Genomic DNA, 17,631 nt, shown 5'->3' on the forward strand with positions numbered 1-17,631 from the left:
ACCGGCCCTGACTGTCCGTCACCGGCGTCACTCGAAGGGACCCCCTGACGGGCGCCATCTCATATCTGAGATAACCTCGACCTCATGTCAGACGACTACCTCGTACGCATCGGCAAGCTCATCCGTGACGCCCGGCAACACCGGGGCTGGACACAGGCGCAGCTCGCGGAGGCGCTCGGCACCAGCCAGAGCGCCGTCAATCGCATCGAGCGCGGCAACCAGAACATCAGCCTTGAGATGATCGCCCGAATCGGTGAAGCCCTGGACAGCGAGATCGTGTCGCTGGGCTACGCGGGTCCGATGCATCTGCGCGTGGTCGGCGGCCGCCGTCTGTCCGGCGCCATCGACGTCAAGACCAGCAAGAACGCGTGCGTGGCGCTGCTGTGCGCCTCGCTGCTGAACAAGGGGCGTACGGTGCTGCGCCGCGTGGCACGGATCGAGGAGGTGTACCGCCTGCTGGAGGTGCTCAACTCCATCGGCGTGCGTACCCGCTGGATCAACGACGGGGTCGACCTCGAGCTCGTCCCGCCCGCCGAGCTGGAGATGGACGCGATCGACGCGGAGGCCGCCGTCCGCACCCGTTCGATCATCATGTTCCTCGGCCCGCTGCTGCACCGCATGGACGGCTTCAAGCTGCCGTACGCCGGTGGCTGCGACCTGGGTACGCGGACCATCGAGCCGCACATGATCGCGCTGCGCCGGTTCGGTCTGGACGTCGCGGCCACCGAAGGCCACTACCACGCCCGGGTGGACCGCTCCGTCCGTCCCGACCGGCCGATCGTGCTGACCGAGCGCGGCGACACGGTGACCGAGAACGCCCTGCTGGCCGCCGCCCGGCACGACGGTGTCACGGTCATCCGCAACGCCTCCTCCAACTACATGGTCCAGGACCTGTGTTTCTTCCTGGAGGCGCTGGGCGTCAGGGTGGAGGGCATCGGCACCACCACGCTCACCGTGCACGGCGTGCCGAACATCGACGTGGACGTCGACTACTCCCCCTCCGAGGACCCGGTCGAGGCGATGAGCCTGCTGGCCGCCGCGGTGGTCACCGAGTCGGAGCTGACGGTGCGCCGGGTGCCCATCGAGTTCCTGGAGATCGAGCTGGCGGTCCTGGAGGAGATGGGCCTCGACCACGACCGGTCGCCGGAGTACTGCGCGGACAACGGCCGTACCCGCCTGGTCGACCTCACGGTCCGCCCCTCCAAGCTGGAGGCGCCGATCGACAAGATCCACCCGATGCCGTTCCCCGGCCTGAACATCGACAACGTCCCGTTCTTCGCGGCCATCGCCGCGTCGGCGCAGGGCAAGACCCTCATCCACGACTGGGTGTACGACAACCGGGCCATCTACCTGACCGACCTCAACCGCCTCGGCGGACGGCTCCAGCTGCTGGACCCGCACCGGGTGCTGGTCGAGGGCCCGACCCGCTGGCGGGCCGCCGAGATGATGTGCCCGCCGGCCCTGCGCCCCGCGGTGGTCGTACTGCTGGCGATGATGGCGGCGGAGGGCACGTCGGTGCTCCGCAACGTGTACGTCATCAACCGCGGCTACGAGGACCTGGCCGAGCGCCTGAACTCGATCGGCGCGCAGATCGAGATCTTCCGGGACATCTGAGAGCCCCGGGCACCGCACCGCGAGCTCCCTCCCGACCGCCCACCCGCGGGGCGGGAGGGGCTCGTGGGCGTACCGGGTGCAGACCGAGGGCGGGCACCCCGACCCCACCCGGCCGCACCCCGGCGTCGAGTCGGCCACCGCCAACCTCGCCCTTGGTCCGGTGGCCGCGCTCATGGACCGCACCAAGGACGCCGTCCGCAAGGCCATGGGGAAGGACTGACGCGGTCAGCCGGAGCCGCCGTCCGCCGCTGCCGCGCGGCTCGTCGGCGCCGGACGGTGGTTTAGCGGGGAGCGGGTGCGGTCACTCGGCCACCGCGAGCGGCCCTCGAAACGGGTCCTCGCCGTGCGATGCACCGGCCAGGCGCATCGGGAGCCAGTCCGGTGTCACAGCCGGGCGGAACAGAAGGCGATCGATGACGACGATCGGTGTCGAAGAGGAGTACCTGCTGCTCGACCCGGTCACGGGTCTACCGGTACCCGCGGCGGACAAGGTACGGGCCGCGGCCGGCCTGGGGCACCTCGTGGCCGACCAGGAGGTGCACTGCGAGCTGCTGCAGGCGCAGGTGGAGGTGGCCACCCCGGTGTGCTCCACGCTGGAGGAGGTCGGCGGGCACCTGCTCCGGCTGCGGCACGCCGTCGGGGCGGCCGCCGAGGCGCACGGCTGCCGGGTCGCGGCCTGCGCCACACCACCGCTGCGCCACGGCCACCCCGTGGCCGTCACCGACCAGGCCCGGTACCGGGCCATGCTCACCCAGGCGCCCCAGCTCGTGGCGGAGCAGCTGGTCAACGGCATGCACGTGCACGTCGGCGTACCCAGCCGGGACACCGGTGTGCAGATCCTGAACCGGATCCGGGTCTGGCTGCCCACCCTCACCGCCCTGTCCGCGAACTCTCCGCTGTGGGACGGCCACGACACCGGCTTCGCCAGCTGGCGCACCGTGGTTTTCAGCCGCTGGCCGGTCAGCGGCATGCCCCCGCACTTCGCCGACATCGCCGACCACGACCGGCGCGTGCGGCAGCTGCTGGACAGCGGTCTGATCTCGGACACCGGTCAGCTGTACTGGCAGGCTCGGCTCTCGGCCCGGTACCCCACCGTCGAGGTGCGGTGCCTCGACGTGCAGTTGCGCGCGGACGACGCGGTGATGCTCGCGGGTCTCGTCCGGGCCCTGGTGGAGACGGTGCTCGCGGAGGCCGCCGCCGGCGCTCCGGCGCTCGACTGCGACCAGGAGCTGCTGCAGGCGAGCATGTGGCACGCGGCCCGCCACGGACTGAGCGGCACCCTGGTCGATCCGGGCGGCCGGCAGCGCCGGGCCGGCGAGATGCTGTACGAGCTGCTGCGCTACGTCGCTCCCGCGCTCGACGCGTCCGGCGACAACCGGCAGGTGACGGCCCTGGTGCACCGGCTTCTGCAGGACGGGACCGGCGCGGACCGGCAGCGCGCCGCCCTTGCCGAAGGCGGCCTGCCCGCGGTCACCGACCTGGTCCTCGCCCAGAGCACCATGCCCTGAGAGGTGCCGGCCGGCGTGACTCACCTTCGTCCGTCCGCTCCGAAGGCTTCTCCGCGGGGCAGGGGGCCGAAGTGGGCGTGGCGTCCGGGGCGGGCGGCGGCGTGGCGCTGTCCGGGGCCGGGTCCACCGCGGGCGGCGAGGGCGTCGGCGACGGCGCCGGTGGTGAAGGCGTAGACCGCCTTGTGGAGAAGGTCCACGGCGAGTTCCCGGCGGGGCCAGGTGGCGGGCGGGGCGCCGACGCCGGTCGCGTTCTCGAGGATCTGGTCGTTGGTGAGGCGGACGACGGTGAACTTGGCGGAGGCGAGGGGTCCGCGCAGTCCGGTCTGGGCCATCACCGACCGCAGCACCCCGAGGAGGGCGGCCTGGCCGTGGTGCATGGCCCAGTTGACCGGCAGCGGCTGCCTGCCGGGACGTTCGGGCAGGCCGGTCAGCCGCTGGAGCACCCGCGCGGGCACATGGGAGTCGGGCCGGCCGGTGACGGCCTGCTCGATCTTCTCACCGAGGGTCATGACCACCCCGCCGGCGGTGCCGGCGAGCAGTCCCTGCCACAGTGCGCGCTTGAGCATGCCCCGGCGAGTACCCGCGACGGACGGCCTTCACCCGCGCGGCCGGTCCCCTTCAGCCCCTCGCCGGCGGGTCATTCACCGGTCGTCTTCTCGACCAGCGCGCTGTACGCCAGTTGCAGGGCGTCCGCACCGGCCAGGGCTGTGAGCGCGCCCATGGCGGTGCGGGTCGCGCGCGGCCAGAGGAGCTGGCCGGCGGTGAGGGTGGAGGCCACCCAGACGCTCATGCAGAAGGGGCAGGTGGCGAGCTCTCCGACGGTGTGCCTGCCGTTCTCGGGCTGTGCCTCCTCGTGCAGTTCGGCCGGGCCCTGCGGGGCGACGTACCGGGTGAAGGGGGCGCGCAGCGGGCTGGTGACCGACGCCTTGGTCAGCAGCCGGCTGAGCCGGAACGTGGCGACCGAGGTCAGGGCCACGTCCCACGGCGCGGGCCGGTCGGGCACCGGCCGGCCGAGGAGCCGTACGGTGGTGGCCCAGGCCGTCGTGTACGTGGCGAAGCCCGCCATGGCCGCGAGGTAGCCGCCCAGCGGCCGGTCGTGTCCTGCCGCGTACCGCCGTCCGGTCCGCCGCACCAGCCCGTGCAGACGTGCCGTGAGGCGGCTGTCAGCTGCCGTACCCATGGGCCCCCGTTCCCGTGCGTCGCCGTCCCGCCTCGGCCTCGTCGGACGCCTGCCCGTCCCGGTCCTGCCGGCGCAGGCGTATCTCGACGTAGCCGTCGGTGATCCGGGTGTCGAAGGCCGGCTGGGGGGCGGTGGCCGGGCCGCGGACGTTCCAGCCGTCCGACAGCCGGAAGACGCTCCCGTGCCAGGGGCACTGGACGCATCCGTCGCTCACCGTGCCCTCGGACAGCGGCCCGGCGAGGTGGCTGCACCGCTCGGCCAGGGCGTGGATCGCCCCGCCGGATTCCCTGACGACCAGGACCGGGACGTCGTCCACGCTGCGCCGCACGGGCTGGTCGACCGGGAACTCGGCCACGGCTCCGATCCGGTGCCAGCCTCCGGTGACGACGTGCGGGACCTCTTCGGCGTGGTTGGCGCCGGATGCCTGGCGGTAGGCCAGGTGGCCGCCCAGCATGCCGCCGAGCGCGACCGCCGTCAGTCCCAGGAAGCCGTAGGCCCGGCCCGCCGCGCCGCGCCCCTTGACGCGGCAGCCGAGCGAGGCGGCGTACAGACCGACGGCAGCCGAGTTCGCGAGGGCGTGCACCAGTCCGACGCGCTGCTGCTGGCGGTGCAGCTCCGCCCAGTCGACCCAGCCCGCCAGGGCTGCGGGCGCGGCGGAGGCCAGGCCGACGCCGACCAGGAGGCCCGCCTCGCGGGAGCGGCCGGGGTACAGGTCCAGTACCGCCGCCGACAGCCAGCTGCCGATCGGCACCTGCACCATCAGCGGATGCACCGGGTGCCCCAGCCACCTGCCGTGCAGGAGGTCGCGCCCGTCGCCGAGCGGCAGGGCCTGCACCCCCTTGCGGACCCCGTCGATCACCGCGTCGGCCCTGGGTTCCCGCTCCAGGCGGTCCAGCAGCCGCAGGAGACGGTTGCGCCCTGTCCGGGGGAGGCGTGACGTAGTGCTCATGGTCGGCCGGGTCCCCAGCCCCGCCGGCCGCAAACGGAGCAGGTCGCCTGGCGCCGTCTGCCCGGTGTCCGTGTCCCCGCGGCACCGCGTGCGGCCGTCGGCGAATTCGCTCCGGGTTGCTCCGGTCCTCGTTACACACCACCGTCCGGGGAACCCGGTACGTCCGCAGCGGCGCCCCGAGGGAGGCAGCCATGAGCAGTTCCGGCGAAGCGCAGCGCGAGCCCACGTCGCCTCTGGAGCGGGAGACGGACGAGCGGGACGTCCACCCGGAGGAGGAAGGGCGTCCCCAGCCGGACACGTCCGGCGAGAGCACCGACGAGGCCCTGGGGGAACGAGAGGAGTCCGAGGAGGCCCCCGGCTGACACCCGGCGGCCCGGCTTCAGTCCGGGCCGCGTGGGAGGTAGTAGGTCTGTCTCAGGAACGCGGCCATGTCCCGCAGGGCCTGGCTGTATCCGGCTTTGTACCGTGCGTCGACATCCGTCCGGCGGCCCTCGGCCTCCGCCCAGGAGTCGAGGTGCAGGGCGATGCGCAGGTGGTTCCGGTACAAGGCGCCGTGTGCGCCGCCGAGAGCGGCCCGCGCACGGTGCTCGTCCCAGTCCTCCAGGTCGCCGGTGTCGAAGGCGAGCAGTTCGTCGTCGGTCCCGGCCACCGTTTCCCTCCTCCGGTCGGTCCGCGCCGTGACGGGTACCTCGGCGGCTCCCCGCGATGTCCGGATCGGCCGGGCCGGTTCGGGCGGCGGAAGCGGCGGTGTCCTGGTGCGGGGCCGGCGTGTCAGAGGGCCCCTCATCGGCGGCCGGGGCGACCGGACGCCGCCGCCGGTGCGGCGGAAGTCCCCGCGCGGTGACGCCGCCTCGTCCGGAAGACGGTCCGCTCGGCAGAGCCGGGGCGCCTCCTCGACGGACGGTGTGAGCAGCCGGGCGACCGGGGTCGACGGACTCCGGCGGTTCCGGTCACCAAGGGCCGATGACCGGCTGCTCGGGTCGGTGCCGCCGCCGTGCTCCGTCGGGGCGCGCGAGCCGGTCCGCGGCGGCGACGCTCCACGGTTGCGCGATCCTGCCGTCAGGGTCCGGCCGGCCCGCACGACGACGGCGACGCGTTCGCGACGCGTACCGCGGCGGCCGTTCGCCGGTGACGGCGACGCCCCCCGCTGGGGGTCCACACGGGTGACGCGCGCCGGACGTGGCCACGCCTCGCGTCGGCCGGCACGCCGGAGGACTCGCGGAAGGCGGGATCCCGGCCGATCGCGAGCCGGTACACCCGTATCCGCTCGACGAAGTCCGCCTCGGCGTCCACGGCCGTGATCCCGGTGCCGGCCGGGAAAACCGCCGAGCCGGGTTTCCGGTGGCATATCCGGCGCCGGGTAATGCGCCCGGTGGTGCTCCTCGGGAGGGGTGGGTGGTCCGGGGCGCGGCCGTTCGGGTGAGGCGTCGTGGGGGGCCCGCCGGGCGGAAACCAAGGAATACGGAGCCACGGGCGCTTCCGGGCGCGGCGAATGGGGGTGATGCGAAGTGGCAGCCTGCTGTGCGCCTCGCCAGACTGAAACCGATGGTTCCTGATCAGGGACCGTCCGGCCGGCCATTGGCGATCCGAACGCCCTCAGGAGATGTAATGGTGGAGCAGTCCTCCGAGGTCCCCATATCCCGGCCCGGCGAACCTGCCGTCTCCCTGGGCGACATAGGGCCGGACATGGTGTGGACCGAGCGGAAACTCGCGGAAACCCTTGCCGAGGTCACCGGCTGCGACCATGTTCCGGCCGAAAGTAACTTCTTCAACGACCTCGGGGCGAATTCCCTCGTGATGGCGCAGTTCTGCGCGCGGCTGAGAAAGAACCCGGATCTTCCCTCGCCGTCCATGCGGGACATCTACCGGCATCCCACGATCCGGAGTCTGACGGCGGCCCTCGTCCAGGTGGCTCCCGCCGATACGGCCCCGCCGGTGCCGGAGCCCGCGGCCTCCCCCGCTCCGGTGACGCGCGTGAAGCCCGTCCACCATCTGCTGTGCGGGACGGCCCAGCTGCTGATCTTCCTCGTGTATTCCCTCGTCTGGGGATTCGTCACCGCCCGGGGATATGAGTGGATCGCCGCCGGTTCCGGGTTCGTCGGCATTTATGTGCGGTCGCTGCTGTTCGGCGGTATCGGTTTCCTCGCCCTGTGCACCTTTCCGGTCGTCGCGAAATGGCTGCTCGTCGGCCGCTGGAAACCGGGTGAGTTCCCCGTCTGGAGAGCGGCGTATCTGCGTTTCTGGTTGGTGAAGGTGCTGCTGCACGCCAATCCGATGGTGTTCTTCGTCGGAACCCCGCTGTACGTGCTGTATCTGCGGGCGCTGGGCGCGCGGATCGGCAAGGGCGTCACGATCCTCTCCCGCTCGGTCCCGGTCTGCACCGACCTGCTGACGGTCGGCGCCGGCACGGTGATCCGCAAGGACACGTTCTTCCTCTGCTACCGGGCCCACGCGGGCCGGATCCAGACCGGCCGGGTCACGCTGGGCCGGGACGTGTACATCGGTGAGAAGACCGTCCTGGACATCGACACCTCGCTGGGCGACGGCGCCCAGCTGGGCCATTCCTCCGCACTGCACAGCGGCCAGGCGGTGCCGGACGGCGAGCGCTGGCACGGTTCCCCGGCGGAGCCCGCCCAGGTCGACTACCTGCGGGTCCCGCCGGTCAGGTGCGGCACCGCGCGCCGGGCCTGGTTCGGCGCCCTCACACTGCTGCAGACGCTCCTGCTGTACCTGCCGCTCACCCTCGGCGGCGTGTACATGCTGTTCACCGAGGTCCCGGCGATCGGCGAGCGGCTCGATCCGCAGACGGCGGCGCTGACGCGGTCGGAACTGGTCCCGGACGCGCTCGGCATCTCGCTGGCCCTGTTCTGCGGCTTCCTCGTCCTGGGCCTCGTTGTCCTGTGCACCGTTCCCCGCCTGCTGGGTCTGTTCGTCAAACCCGACCGGGTGTATCCGCTCTACGGATTCCACTACACCCTGCACCGGGCGGCGGCACGCATGACGAACATCAAGTTCTTCGCCTGGCTCTTCGGCGACAGCTCGTACATCGTGCATTATCTGCGCGGGCTCGGCTACGACCTGTCACGGGTGGAGCAGACCGGCTCGAATTTCGGCACCGAGATGCAGCACGAGACGCCTTTCATGGTCACGGTCGGCACCGGGACGATGATCGCCGACGGGCTCTCCGTCGTCAACGCCGACTATTCCAGCACGTCTTTCCGGGTGTCCCGGGTGGAGATCGGTCAGCACAATTTCCTGGGCAACAACATCGCCTATCCCGTGGGCGGCAGGACGGGTGAGAACTGCCTTCTCGCCACCAAGGTGATGATTCCCCTCGACGGCGAGGTGCGGGAGGGCGTGGGACTGCTCGGTTCGCCGTGCTTCGAGATTCCCCGCTCGGTGGACCGGGACGCCCGGTTCGATCATCTGCGGGAAGGCGACGAACTGCGCCGCCACCTCAGCGCGAAGAACCGCTACAACCTGCGCTCGATGGCCCTGATGCTGTGCATGCGCTGGTTCCTCGTCTTCGCGCTCACCCTGTTCGGACTCGTCTCCGTGGACCTGTACGGCGTGGTCGGGCACGTGGTGATCGCCCTGTATCTGGCCATGACGCTCGCGTTCTCCACCGGCTACTACATCCTCGTGGAGCGCTGCCTGACGAGGTTCCGCGCGCTCACTCCGCAGTTGTGCTCCATTTACCACCCGATTTTCTGGTGGCACGAGCGCGTGTGGAAAATGCCGAGCCATTACCTCAACATCTTCAACGGGACTCCTTTCAAGGCCCTGGTGTGGCGCCTGCTGGGCGTGCGCATCGGCCGCCGGGTGTTCGACGACGGCTGCTACATGACCGAACGGACCCTGGCCACCGTCGGCGACGAGTGCACCCTCAACGCCGGCAGCAAGATCCAGTGCCACTCGCAGGAGGACGGCACATTCAAGTCCGACGGCACCACCCTCGGCGCGGGCTGCACGCTCGGCGTCGGCGCCCATGTCCACTACGGCGTGACCATGGGCGACGGCGCGGTGCTGGCACCCGACTCCTTCCTCATGAAAGGCGAGGAAGTCCCCCCGAACGCTCAGTGGGGCGGCAACCCGGCCGTGGACATGCCCGGGGCCGGCCACCGGCCCGGCGGCACGGCCCGGGCACTGGAAGCGACCGACGCCCCCGCGTCCGTCACGAGATGAGGAAGGCCATTTCGATGGGAACGCGCGTGGAAGCGGTGGAAGCGGTCGAGGCGGGCCGGGAGTTCTGGAGCCGTGTGCTGACCGCAGGCGGCGGCACGGCCGTGCCGCGGTGGGTCCGGGAGGCGGTCCCGGGAGCGTCGGAGCAGGAGACGCCGGTCCCGGACGACGTGGCGACCTCGGTGCGCGCACTGGTGCGGCGGTCGGGACTGCCGCTGAGCGCGCTGCTGCTGGCGGCGCACGCCAAGGTGCTGGCCGCGCTGTCCGGCGAGCGCGAGGTGGTCACGGGGTACGCCGCCGGAGTGCGCGGCGAGCCGCTGCCGCTCCGGCTGACCGTGCCGTCGGGGTCCTGGCGGGCCCTGGTGTCGGCCGCCGAGCGCGCCGAGGCGGAGGTGCTGGCGCACCGGGAGTTCCCGGTGCCGGAACTGCGCCGGGAACTGGGGGTGACCGAGCCGTCGTACGAGGTGGTGTTCGGCCCCATGGACGCCGGGGAGGACCACCACGACGACGGTGTGCTCCAGGTGCGCTGGTGCGACTCGGGCGGCCGGCTGAAGCTGCGCCTGCGCCACCGCACGGACGTGCTGGACGCGGAGGGCGCGGACCGCATCGGCGGCTACCACCTGAAGGCGCTGCGGCTGCTGGCGGCCGATCCGGACGCCGACCACACCCAGCAGAGCCTGCTGTCGGCCGTGGAGGTGCGGGAGCAGCTGGAAGGGCTGGCGGGGCCGCACCGGGCGCTGCCGGACGCCCGCGCGCACGAGCTGTTCGAACAGCGGGCGCGGGCGCATCCGCGGGCGGTGGCCGCGGTGCACGGCGAGCGCGCGTGGACGTACGGGGAGCTGAACGCGCGGGCCAACCGGCTGGCGCGGGCGCTGGTGGCGCGCGGGGTGGGCCGGGAGGACGTGGTCGCGGTCGTCACCGAGCGGAACCTCGACTGGCTGGCGGCGACGCTGGCGGTGTTCAAGGCGGGCGGGGCGTACCTGCCGATCGAGCCGCACTTCCCGGCCGGCCGGATCGCGGCGACGCTGTCGCGGGCGGGGTGCCGGCTGGTCCTCACCGAGTCCGGCAGCACCGGGACCCTGGACGAGGCGCTGGCCACCGTGCCGGACGCCGAGAAGCTGCCGGTCGAGACCGCGTACGCGGAACCGCACGCCGACGACGACCTCGGGGTGCGCGTCGACCCCGGTCAGCTGGCCTACCTCTTCTTCACCTCCGGCTCCACCGGCGAGCCGAAGGGCGCGATGTGCGAGCACGCCGGTCTGCTCAACCACCTGTACGCCAAGATCGACGACCTGGGGATCGGCGAGGGCTCCGTGGTGGCGCAGACCGCCCCGCAGTGCTTCGACATCTCCCTGTGGCAGCTGGTGTCCGCGCTGCTGGTCGGCGGGCGGACCCTGCTGATCGGCCAGGACGTGGTCGTGGACGTGGAGCGGTTCGTCGACACGCTGGTGCGGGGCCGGGTCACCGTGACCCAGCTCGTGCCCTCCTACCTGGAGGTCGTGGTCTCGTACCTGGAACAGCGCCCGCGGGAGCTGCCGGACCTGCGGTGGGTGTCGGTGACCGGTGAGGCGCTGAAACGGGAGCTGGTGCAGCGCTGGTTCGCGCTCCAGCCGGGCATCAGGCTGCTCAACGCCTACGGCCTGACGGAGACCTCGGACGACACCAACCACGAGGTCCTGGACGGCGTCCCCGACCGCGTGCTGCTGGGGCGCGCGGTCAACAACGTGCGCGTGTACGTCGTGGACGAGCAGCTGGCGCTGGTGCCGCTGGGCGCTCCCGGGCTGATCGCGTTCTCCGGGGTCTGTGTGGGCCGGGGCTACGTCAACGATCCGGAGCGGACCCGGGAGGCCTACCGGACGGACCCGTACCGGCCCGGGGAGCGGCTCTACCTGGGCGGTGACTGGGGACGCTGGCACCCCGGCGGGAAGCTGGAGTTCCTCGGCCGCCGGGACAGCCAGGTCAAGATCCGCGGTTTCCGGATCGAGATCGGCGAGATCGAGAACACCCTGCTGCGGGTGGACGGGGTGCGCGACGGTGCGGTGGTCGTCGTCGAGCGCGGCGGCGGGAACACGCAGCTGATCGCCTTCCACTCCGGCCGGCGTCACGAGCCGGACGTGCTGCGCGAGGCGCTCGCGGCGGCCCTGCCCGCCTACATGGTCCCGGCGGCCTTCCACTGGCGGGAGAGCCTGCCGCTGACCGCCAACGGCAAGATCGACCGCAAGGCCCTGACCGCCGAGGCCGCGCGCACCGGCCCCGAACCCGGGGCGGCGGCCGGCGCGGGCCGGGAGGCGCTCAGCCCGAGCGAGCGGCGGCTGGCGGCGGCCTGGGCCGAACTGCTGGGCGTGCCCGAGCACCGGATCGGCCGGACGGACGACTTCTTCGCCTCGGGCGGCACCTCCCTGTCGGCCGTCAAGCTCAGCATCGCGCTCGACCGCGCGGTCTCCCTGCGGGACATCACCCGGCACCCGGTGCTCGCCGACCTGGCCGCCCTCCTCGACGGTGCCGCCCGGCAGCGCCCGGAGCTGCTCCAGCCGCTGTCGGAAGCGGGCGGCTCCCCCGAGTGCGCGCTGGTCTGCTTCCCGTACGCGGGCGGCAACGCGGTGAACTACCGGCCGATGGCGGCGGCGCTGGCGGGCAGCGGCACGGCGGTCCTCGCGGTGGACCTGCCCGGTCACGACCTGGCGGCGCACCGGGAGCCGTTCGCGTCGATCGCGGACGTCGCCGCGCAGGTGGCCGACGAGATCACGGCGCGCGGCCTGACCCGGGTCATGCTGTGGGGGCACTCCTCGGGCGCCGCGCCGGCCCTGGAGACGGCGAGGACGCTCCAGGAGCGCGGGGTGCGGGTCACCCGGGTGTTCCTCGGGGCGCAACTGCTCGGCACGGCCGAGGACCGTGGGGCCGCCGTCGCCGAGCTGACGAGCCTGAGCGACGCGGAGATCGCGGCGCGGCTGACCGCGGACAGCGGCTACACCGAGCTCGCCGAACTGAACGCGCGGCACGCCGAACACATCGGTGCCGCCTACCGGCACGACTGCGTGTCCGCCCACCGCTACTTCCAGGCGGTCCTTCAGGCGCCGCCGCCGGTGAAGCTGGCGGCGCCGGTCTCGGTGGTGGTCGCCGCCGACGACCCGCACACCGCCGGCCACGCCGAGCGCCACCGTGACTGGCTGCTCCTGGCCGACCACGTGGACCTGCACGAACTGCCCGACGGGGGCCACTACTTCCTCCGTACCCGGCCGGCCGGGGCCGCGCACGCGGTGCTGAGCGCGGCCGTCCCCCTCGCCTCCACCTGACCCGTACGTCCACACGACGGGCGACCGAAAGGAAACCGAGATGCCGTCCTCATCCCTGGCAGCACCGCTCGACGTGGAGCTGCGGCCGGACCGACCACCGTTGCTGCGCGTGGAGAGGCCCGCCGACGCCGCGAGCTGGGCGGCCGAACACCGCGAGGCGTTGCGGGCACAGGTCACCGAGCACGGGGCACTGCTGGTGCGCGGGCTCGGCCTGCGGGACGCGGACCAGGTCGGTGCCGTCTTCACACGGCTGGCCGGGACGCTCATGCCGGAGCGGGAGGCCTTCGCCCCCCGGCAGGACCACGGCCATGGCCTGTACTCCTCCACGCCGTGGCCGGCCAACCAGCCGATGTGCATGCACCACGAGCTGAGTTACCCGCTGGAGGTGCCCGGCCTGCTGCTGTTCGCGTGCCTGACCGCGCCCGGACAGGGCGGGGCGACCGGGGTCGCCGACGCCGAGCGGGTCCTTCAGGCCCTGCCCGCCGAGCTGACCGAGCGGTTCGAGCGGGAGGGCTGGCTGCTGACCCGCAGCTACAAAGAGGAGATCGGCGCGTCCCTGGCGGAGTCCTTCGGCACCGACGACCGTGCCGCGATCGAGCGCTACTGCCGGGCCAACGCCATCGACTTCCACTGGCAGCCGGACGGGTCCCTGCGCACCGAGCAGCGCCGCTGCGCGGTCGTACGGCATCCGGTCACCGGCAGGCGGTGCTGGTTCAACCAGATCGCGTTCCTCAACGAATGGACGCTGGCCCCGGAGGTGCGCGAGTACCTGGTGGACGAGTACGGCGCCGACAGCCTGCCGTTCAACACCCGGTACGGCGACGGCAGCCCGATCGGCGAGGACGTCGTCCAGCTCCTGAACGCCACCTACGAGGAGCACACCCGGCGCGAGCCCTGGCAGGCCGGTGACCTGATGCTGGTGGACAACATCGGCTCCGCGCACAGCCGGGAGGCGTTCACGGGCGACCGGCAGGTGCTGGTGGGCATGGCCGAGCCGCGTCGCCTGGCCGACTCCTGCCCGACGGGGGAGGCGAGCCGTCGATGACCGACATGCTGTCTACCGCCACCGAACCGGGCACGCCCCACGAGGGGCGGGTGCCCTCCTTCGCGGTGATCTCCGGCAAGCAGGTGGAAGAGGCCCTCGGCGGGCGCGAGCAGGAGCTGGTGGACCTGGTGGAGGCCACCTACCGGCTGCACGGCGCCGGGGACTCGGTCAACCCGCCCTCGTACTTCCTGCGCTTCCCCGACCGGCCGACGGCGCGGATCATCGCGCTGCCCGCCTCCATCGGCGGCTCCACGCGGGTGGACGGCCTGAAGTGGATCTCCAGCTTCCCCGACAACGTGCGCACCGGGCTGCCCCGGGCCTCCGCGGTGCTGATCCTCAACGACCACGACACCGGCTACCCGTTCGCGTGCCTGGAGAGTTCCGTCATCAGCGCCACCCGGACCGCGGCCTCCGCCGCGCTGGCGGCCGACTGGCTCAGCCGCACCCGGAGCCGTCCGCGGCGCGTCGGGTTCTTCGGCACCGGTCTGATCGCCCGGTACATCCACACGTTCCTGGCCGGCTCCGGCTGGACCTTCGACGCCGTCGGCGTGCACGACGTGTCCCCCGACAGCACCGCCGGCTTCTGCGGCTACCTGCGCCAGGCGGGTGCCACCGGTCAGGTCACCGTCCACGACAGCGCCGAGGACCTGATCCGCTCCAGCGACCTCGTCATCTTCGCCACCGTCGCCGGCCGGCCGCATGTCACGGCCCCCGGCTGGTTCGCCCACAACCCCCTGGTGCTGCACGTGTCGCTGCGCGACCTCGCGCCCGAGGTCCTGCTCGCCTCGGCCAACTTCGTGGACGACGTGGAGCACTGCCTGAAGGCGGACACCTCCCCGCACCTGGTCGAGCAGCGCACCGGGAACCGCGACTTCCTCAACGGGACCCTCTACGACGTGCTGCAAGGACGGGCCGCCCCGCCCGGCGACCAGCCGGTGATCTTCTCGCCCTTCGGCCTGGGCGTGCTCGACCTGGCCGTCGGCAAGTACGTCTACGAGCAAGTGGCCAGGGCGGGAGAACTCCGCCTCATCGACGACTTCTTCCACGATCTGCGCCGGTACGGCTGAGGCCGTTGCCCTCAGCCCTGGGACCAGGAGGCCTGCCGTGCCCGTCATCTCCGCTCCCCACGCCTTCAACGAAGGAAGTCTCTTCGTCGACCTAGAGTCGATTTTCGGACACCGCCTCTACCTCAAGTGCGAGGGCTTCAACTTCGCCGGCTCCATCAAGTTGAAGGCCGCGAAGGAGATGGTGGAGAGCGCCGAGCGGGAAGGATCCCTGACGCCGGATTCCATCCTCGTGGAGTCCTCGTCCGGAAACCTGGGCGTCGCCCTCAGCATGATCGCCGCCAGCAAGGGCTACCGGTTCCTGTGCGTGACGGACCCCCGGTGCAACCTGTCGACGAAACTGTTGATGGAAGCCCTCGGCAGTCACGTGCACGTCGTGACCGACCTGGACGCGGGCGGTGGCTTCCTGGGCACGCGGCTCGAGTACGTCCGCTCGCTGTGCGCGTCCGACGACCGCTACGTGTGGCTCAGCCAGTACACCAACGCGGGCAACTGGCGGGCGCACTTCCGCACGACGGCACCGGAGATCGCCGTCCACTTCCCGCGCCTGGACGTGCTGTTCGTCGGGACGGGCACCGCCGGGACGCTGATGGGCTGCGCCCGCTACTTCCGCAAGTGGCACCGGCCGGTGCGGATCGTCGCCGTGGACAGCGTGGGCTCGGTGGCCTTCGGCGGCACCCCCGGCCGCCGGATGATCCCCGGCCTGGGCATGAGCATGCGCCCGCCGCTGCTCGACGAGAGTTACGTCGACGAGGTGGTCCGGGTGGAGGAGGCGGACACCATCCGCACCTGCCACCGGCTGGCCCGGCGGGGCTTCCTGTTCGGCGGCTCCACGGGCACCGTGGTGAGCGCCGCGACGGACTGGCTGGCCCGGCACGGCACCCGTGACCTCACGGCGGTGGCGATAGCCCCCGACCTCGGGGAGCGCTACCTCGACACCATCTACCAGGGGAACTGGCTGCAGGACCTCTACGGCGAGCACCTGCTGGACTCCGCCCAGGTGCACACCGCCTGGGAGGAGAACTCCGCCTCACGCGCGCCGGGACACCGCCGCAGAGCGTAGCGGAGGGACGGTTCAGCGGAGCCGGTCGGGTCACGCCTGCGGGATCAGGCGTCAGCCGACCGGTTCCGGCGTGCGGGCCCGCCACGGGATGCGGAAGGCGGTCGCCGTGACGATCAGGGCGGAGGCCGCCACCGTGGCCATGCCCACGGTCAGGTTCGCCGCGCCGGCGACGAAGCCGATCAGGGCGGGGCCGGCCAGCAGGCCCGTGGTGCCCATCGCGGCGACCAGCGCCAGCGCGTCCGCGCCGTGGCCGGCCGCCGCCACGTACACGCACGGGGTGACGGCCGCCGCGCCGAGGCCGACGCAGGCGAAGCCGAGCAGCGTGGGCACCACTCCCCCGGCGACCAGCGCGAGGGCGAGGCCCACGGCGGCCACCGCGCTGCCGGCCCGCACCACACGTCCGTCGCCCCAGCGGGTGCGCCAGCGGTCCGCCCAGGCGCGGGCCAGCAGCATCATCACGGAGACGACCGCGATGCCGAGCGGGGCGACGGCCGCCGACGCCTTCACGACGTCCTTCATGTAGAGGGTCGACCAGTCGTTCATGGCGCCCTCGGTGATCGTGCCGAAGGCCATGGCGCAGCCCATGAGGAGGGTCGTGCCGGAGGGCAGGCCGCGGCGGCCGCGGCGCTTCGGCCCGTCCGGGGCCGCGGGGTCGGGCTCCCGGTGGGTCAGCAGGCCCGGCCGGGCGCCGCCGAGCAGGAGCAGCAGCAGCACGCCGGCCACGGCGAAGTGCGCCGGAACGGACGCGGTCAGGGTGGTCACGCCGGAGGTGAGCAGGGCGGCGGCGAGCAGCCCGCCGCTGAAGGTGGCGTGCAGCTGGGACATGGCCGTACGCCCGTGGGTGCTCTCCAGCGCGGCGCCCTGCGCGTTCATGGCCACGTTGAGGCAGCCGACCGCGACGCCGTCGGCGCACACGGCCAGCAGCGCGAGCGGGTAGTCCGGTACGGCGGACAGGGCGGCCAGGACGGCGATCAGGGCGGCGGCGGAGGCCAGGGACAGCAGGCGGGAACCGAGCCGCCGCATCAGGACGGCGACCAGCGGGAAGGAGGCGGCCGCTCCGGCCCCGCAGGCCATCAGCAGCAGCCCGACCTCGCCGGCGCCCAGGTCCAGCCGCGTCTTCAGCGCGGGCAGCCGGGACACCCAGGTGCCGTACTGGAAGCCGAGGAAACAGAACAGCGCGGCGATCGACCACTTGGCGCGCTGGAAGGAGGGGGCGGTGGGTGTGCTCATCAGCCCGCCTGCCGCACGGCGGCCACCTGGGCCGACATGTACACCGCGCCGCCGCCGTAGCCGGCCGGCACCCGCGCCCCGTGGTCGGGGCGGTAGCCGTTGGCCCGCCAGAAGGGCTCCTTGCCGGCGATCGCGACCAGCGAGATGGTGGCGAAGCCCCGGGCGCGGGCCGCGTCGGTGAGGTGCCGGACCAGGCGGGTGCCCAGGCCCCGGCGCCGCACGGGCGCGCTGACGACCAGGTCGTGCAGGTGGAGGTTGGTGGTGTGGTGGGCGACCCGCTCCGGGCGGGCCGGGTCGGGGCAGTGCAACCGCGGGTACGGCAGGGCGAGGACGTAGCCCGCGATCCGCCCGTCGAGCTCCAGGACGAAGCTGGTGCCCGCCGGGGCCCGGGACCGCAGGACGGCCTCGCCCTCCGTGAGCGAGGTGTCCGCGTACGCCCCGGCCTCCAGGGCGGCGACCTGCGGCCAGTCGGCCTCGGTGATGCCCCGTACGAGGCCTGTCAT

Annotated in this window: 14 protein-coding genes and 1 pseudogene; 9 read left to right on the top strand and 6 right to left on the bottom strand. The window is 72.6% G+C overall.

The features are described 5' to 3' along the window. Positions 1 to 84: 84 nt before the first annotated feature. From AB0946_RS20250 to AB0946_RS20260, 3 genes and pseudogenes are all read left to right on the top strand, one after another. Positions 85 to 1,614, top strand: coding sequence for a UDP-N-acetylglucosamine 1-carboxyvinyltransferase (locus tag AB0946_RS20250; protein ID WP_366761996.1), 1,530 nt, complete (start codon positions 85 to 87; stop codon positions 1,612 to 1,614). Positions 1,615 to 1,717: 103 nt separating this feature from the next. Then, positions 1,718 to 1,834, top strand: a pseudogene (locus AB0946_RS20255) (hemerythrin domain-containing protein); the annotation flags it as partial. A gap of 193 nt (positions 1,835 to 2,027) precedes the next feature. Then, positions 2,028 to 3,122 carry a glutamate--cysteine ligase gene (locus AB0946_RS20260; protein ID WP_366761997.1) on the top strand — a complete coding sequence of 365 codons (1,095 nt, stop codon included), beginning with the start codon at positions 2,028 to 2,030 and terminating at the stop codon, positions 3,120 to 3,122. A gap of 20 nt (positions 3,123 to 3,142) precedes the next feature. Here the strand turns inward: AB0946_RS20260 and AB0946_RS20265 are convergent, their stop codons facing one another. The 3 genes from AB0946_RS20265 to AB0946_RS20275 all read right to left on the bottom strand — a co-directional run bounded on the left by AB0946_RS20265 (position 3,143) and on the right by AB0946_RS20275 (position 5,251). Beyond that, positions 3,143 to 3,688: a hypothetical protein gene (locus AB0946_RS20265; RefSeq protein ID WP_366761998.1), complete on the bottom strand. Its 546-nt coding sequence runs from the start codon at positions 3,686 to 3,688 to the stop codon at positions 3,143 to 3,145. A gap of 71 nt (positions 3,689 to 3,759) precedes the next feature. Further along, positions 3,760 to 4,302 carry a DUF1360 domain-containing protein gene (locus tag AB0946_RS20270; RefSeq protein ID WP_366761999.1) on the bottom strand — a complete coding sequence of 181 codons (543 nt, stop codon included), beginning with the start codon at positions 4,300 to 4,302 and terminating at the stop codon, positions 3,760 to 3,762. Then, positions 4,286 to 5,251, bottom strand: a complete 966-nt coding sequence (locus AB0946_RS20275) for a Rieske (2Fe-2S) protein (RefSeq protein WP_366762000.1) — start codon at positions 5,249 to 5,251, stop codon at positions 4,286 to 4,288. Before AB0946_RS20275 ends, AB0946_RS20270 begins: the two co-directional genes overlap by 17 nt. Before the next feature lie 191 nt (positions 5,252 to 5,442). On the opposite strand from AB0946_RS20275, the gene AB0946_RS20280 reads away from it, so the two are divergent. After that, complete coding sequence (locus AB0946_RS20280; RefSeq protein WP_366762001.1) at positions 5,443 to 5,613, top strand: hypothetical protein; 171 nt, start codon at positions 5,443 to 5,445, stop codon at positions 5,611 to 5,613. A gap of 17 nt (positions 5,614 to 5,630) precedes the next feature. On the opposite strand, the gene AB0946_RS20285 is transcribed toward AB0946_RS20280, so the two are convergent. Further along, positions 5,631 to 5,900: a hypothetical protein gene (locus AB0946_RS20285; RefSeq protein ID WP_366762002.1), complete on the bottom strand. Its 270-nt coding sequence runs from the start codon at positions 5,898 to 5,900 to the stop codon at positions 5,631 to 5,633. 1,037 nt (positions 5,901 to 6,937) lie between these two features. Between AB0946_RS20285 and AB0946_RS20290 the strand changes: the two genes are divergently transcribed. Genes AB0946_RS20290 through sbnA form a run of 5 tightly spaced genes read left to right on the top strand, consistent with a single transcriptional unit; the run spans position 6,938 to position 15,898 of the window. Continuing rightward, the gene (locus AB0946_RS20290) at positions 6,938 to 9,436 is read left to right on the top strand and encodes a Pls/PosA family non-ribosomal peptide synthetase (protein WP_366762078.1); all 2,499 of its coding nucleotides are present in this window, start codon (positions 6,938 to 6,940) and stop codon (positions 9,434 to 9,436) included. 14 nt (positions 9,437 to 9,450) lie between these two features. After that, entirely contained in the window at positions 9,451 to 12,726 is a 3,276-nt protein-coding gene (locus AB0946_RS20295) for an amino acid adenylation domain-containing protein (RefSeq protein WP_366762003.1), read from the top strand. A 40-nt stretch (positions 12,727 to 12,766) separates the two neighbouring features. Then, a complete protein-coding gene (locus AB0946_RS20300) occupies positions 12,767 to 13,771 on the top strand; it encodes a TauD/TfdA family dioxygenase (RefSeq protein WP_366762004.1) in 1,005 nt (334 codons plus the stop codon). Beyond that, positions 13,768 to 14,838, top strand: coding sequence for a 2,3-diaminopropionate biosynthesis protein SbnB (sbnB, locus tag AB0946_RS20305; RefSeq protein WP_366762005.1), 1,071 nt, complete (start codon positions 13,768 to 13,770; stop codon positions 14,836 to 14,838). Before AB0946_RS20300 ends, sbnB begins: the two co-directional genes overlap by 4 nt. 37 nt (positions 14,839 to 14,875) lie before the next feature. Then, the gene (sbnA, locus tag AB0946_RS20310; protein ID WP_366762006.1) at positions 14,876 to 15,898 is read left to right on the top strand and encodes a 2,3-diaminopropionate biosynthesis protein SbnA; all 1,023 of its coding nucleotides are present in this window, start codon (positions 14,876 to 14,878) and stop codon (positions 15,896 to 15,898) included. A 51-nt stretch (positions 15,899 to 15,949) separates the two neighbouring features. Here sbnA and AB0946_RS20315 read toward each other — a convergent pair whose 3' ends face one another. Next, the gene (locus AB0946_RS20315) at positions 15,950 to 17,128 is read right to left on the bottom strand and encodes an MFS transporter (RefSeq protein WP_366762007.1); all 1,179 of its coding nucleotides are present in this window, start codon (positions 17,126 to 17,128) and stop codon (positions 15,950 to 15,952) included. Next, positions 17,128 to 17,631, bottom strand: a complete 504-nt coding sequence (locus AB0946_RS20320; protein WP_366762008.1) for a GNAT family N-acetyltransferase — start codon at positions 17,629 to 17,631, stop codon at positions 17,128 to 17,130. The genes AB0946_RS20315 and AB0946_RS20320 overlap by 1 nt, the downstream gene beginning before the upstream one ends.

It is taken from the genome of Streptomyces sp. NPDC046870 (assembly GCF_040704595.1).
Taxonomy (GTDB): Bacteria; Actinomycetota; Actinomycetes; order Streptomycetales; family Streptomycetaceae; genus Streptomyces; species Streptomyces argyrophylli.

Coding starts and splice junctions, on each gene's coding strand:
- AB0946_RS20250 (WP_366761996.1), top strand. CDS start 85: ATGTCAGACGACTACCTCGTACGCATCGGCAAGCTCATCCGTGACGCC.
- AB0946_RS20260 (WP_366761997.1), top strand. CDS start 2,028: ATGACGACGATCGGTGTCGAAGAGGAGTACCTGCTGCTCGACCCGGTC.
- AB0946_RS20265 (WP_366761998.1), bottom strand. CDS start 3,688: ATGCTCAAGCGCGCACTGTGGCAGGGACTGCTCGCCGGCACCGCCGGC.
- AB0946_RS20270 (WP_366761999.1), bottom strand. CDS start 4,302: ATGGGTACGGCAGCTGACAGCCGCCTCACGGCACGTCTGCACGGGCTG.
- AB0946_RS20275 (WP_366762000.1), bottom strand. CDS start 5,251: ATGAGCACTACGTCACGCCTCCCCCGGACAGGGCGCAACCGTCTCCTG.
- AB0946_RS20280 (WP_366762001.1), top strand. CDS start 5,443: ATGAGCAGTTCCGGCGAAGCGCAGCGCGAGCCCACGTCGCCTCTGGAG.
- AB0946_RS20290 (WP_366762078.1), top strand. CDS start 6,938: ATGGTGTGGACCGAGCGGAAACTCGCGGAAACCCTTGCCGAGGTCACC.
- AB0946_RS20295 (WP_366762003.1), top strand. CDS start 9,451: ATGGGAACGCGCGTGGAAGCGGTGGAAGCGGTCGAGGCGGGCCGGGAG.
- AB0946_RS20300 (WP_366762004.1), top strand. CDS start 12,767: ATGCCGTCCTCATCCCTGGCAGCACCGCTCGACGTGGAGCTGCGGCCG.
- sbnB (WP_366762005.1), top strand. CDS start 13,768: ATGACCGACATGCTGTCTACCGCCACCGAACCGGGCACGCCCCACGAG.
- AB0946_RS20315 (WP_366762007.1), bottom strand. CDS start 17,128: ATGAGCACACCCACCGCCCCCTCCTTCCAGCGCGCCAAGTGGTCGATC.
- AB0946_RS20320 (WP_366762008.1), bottom strand. CDS start 17,631: ATGACAGGCCTCGTACGGGGCATCACCGAGGCCGACTGGCCGCAGGTC.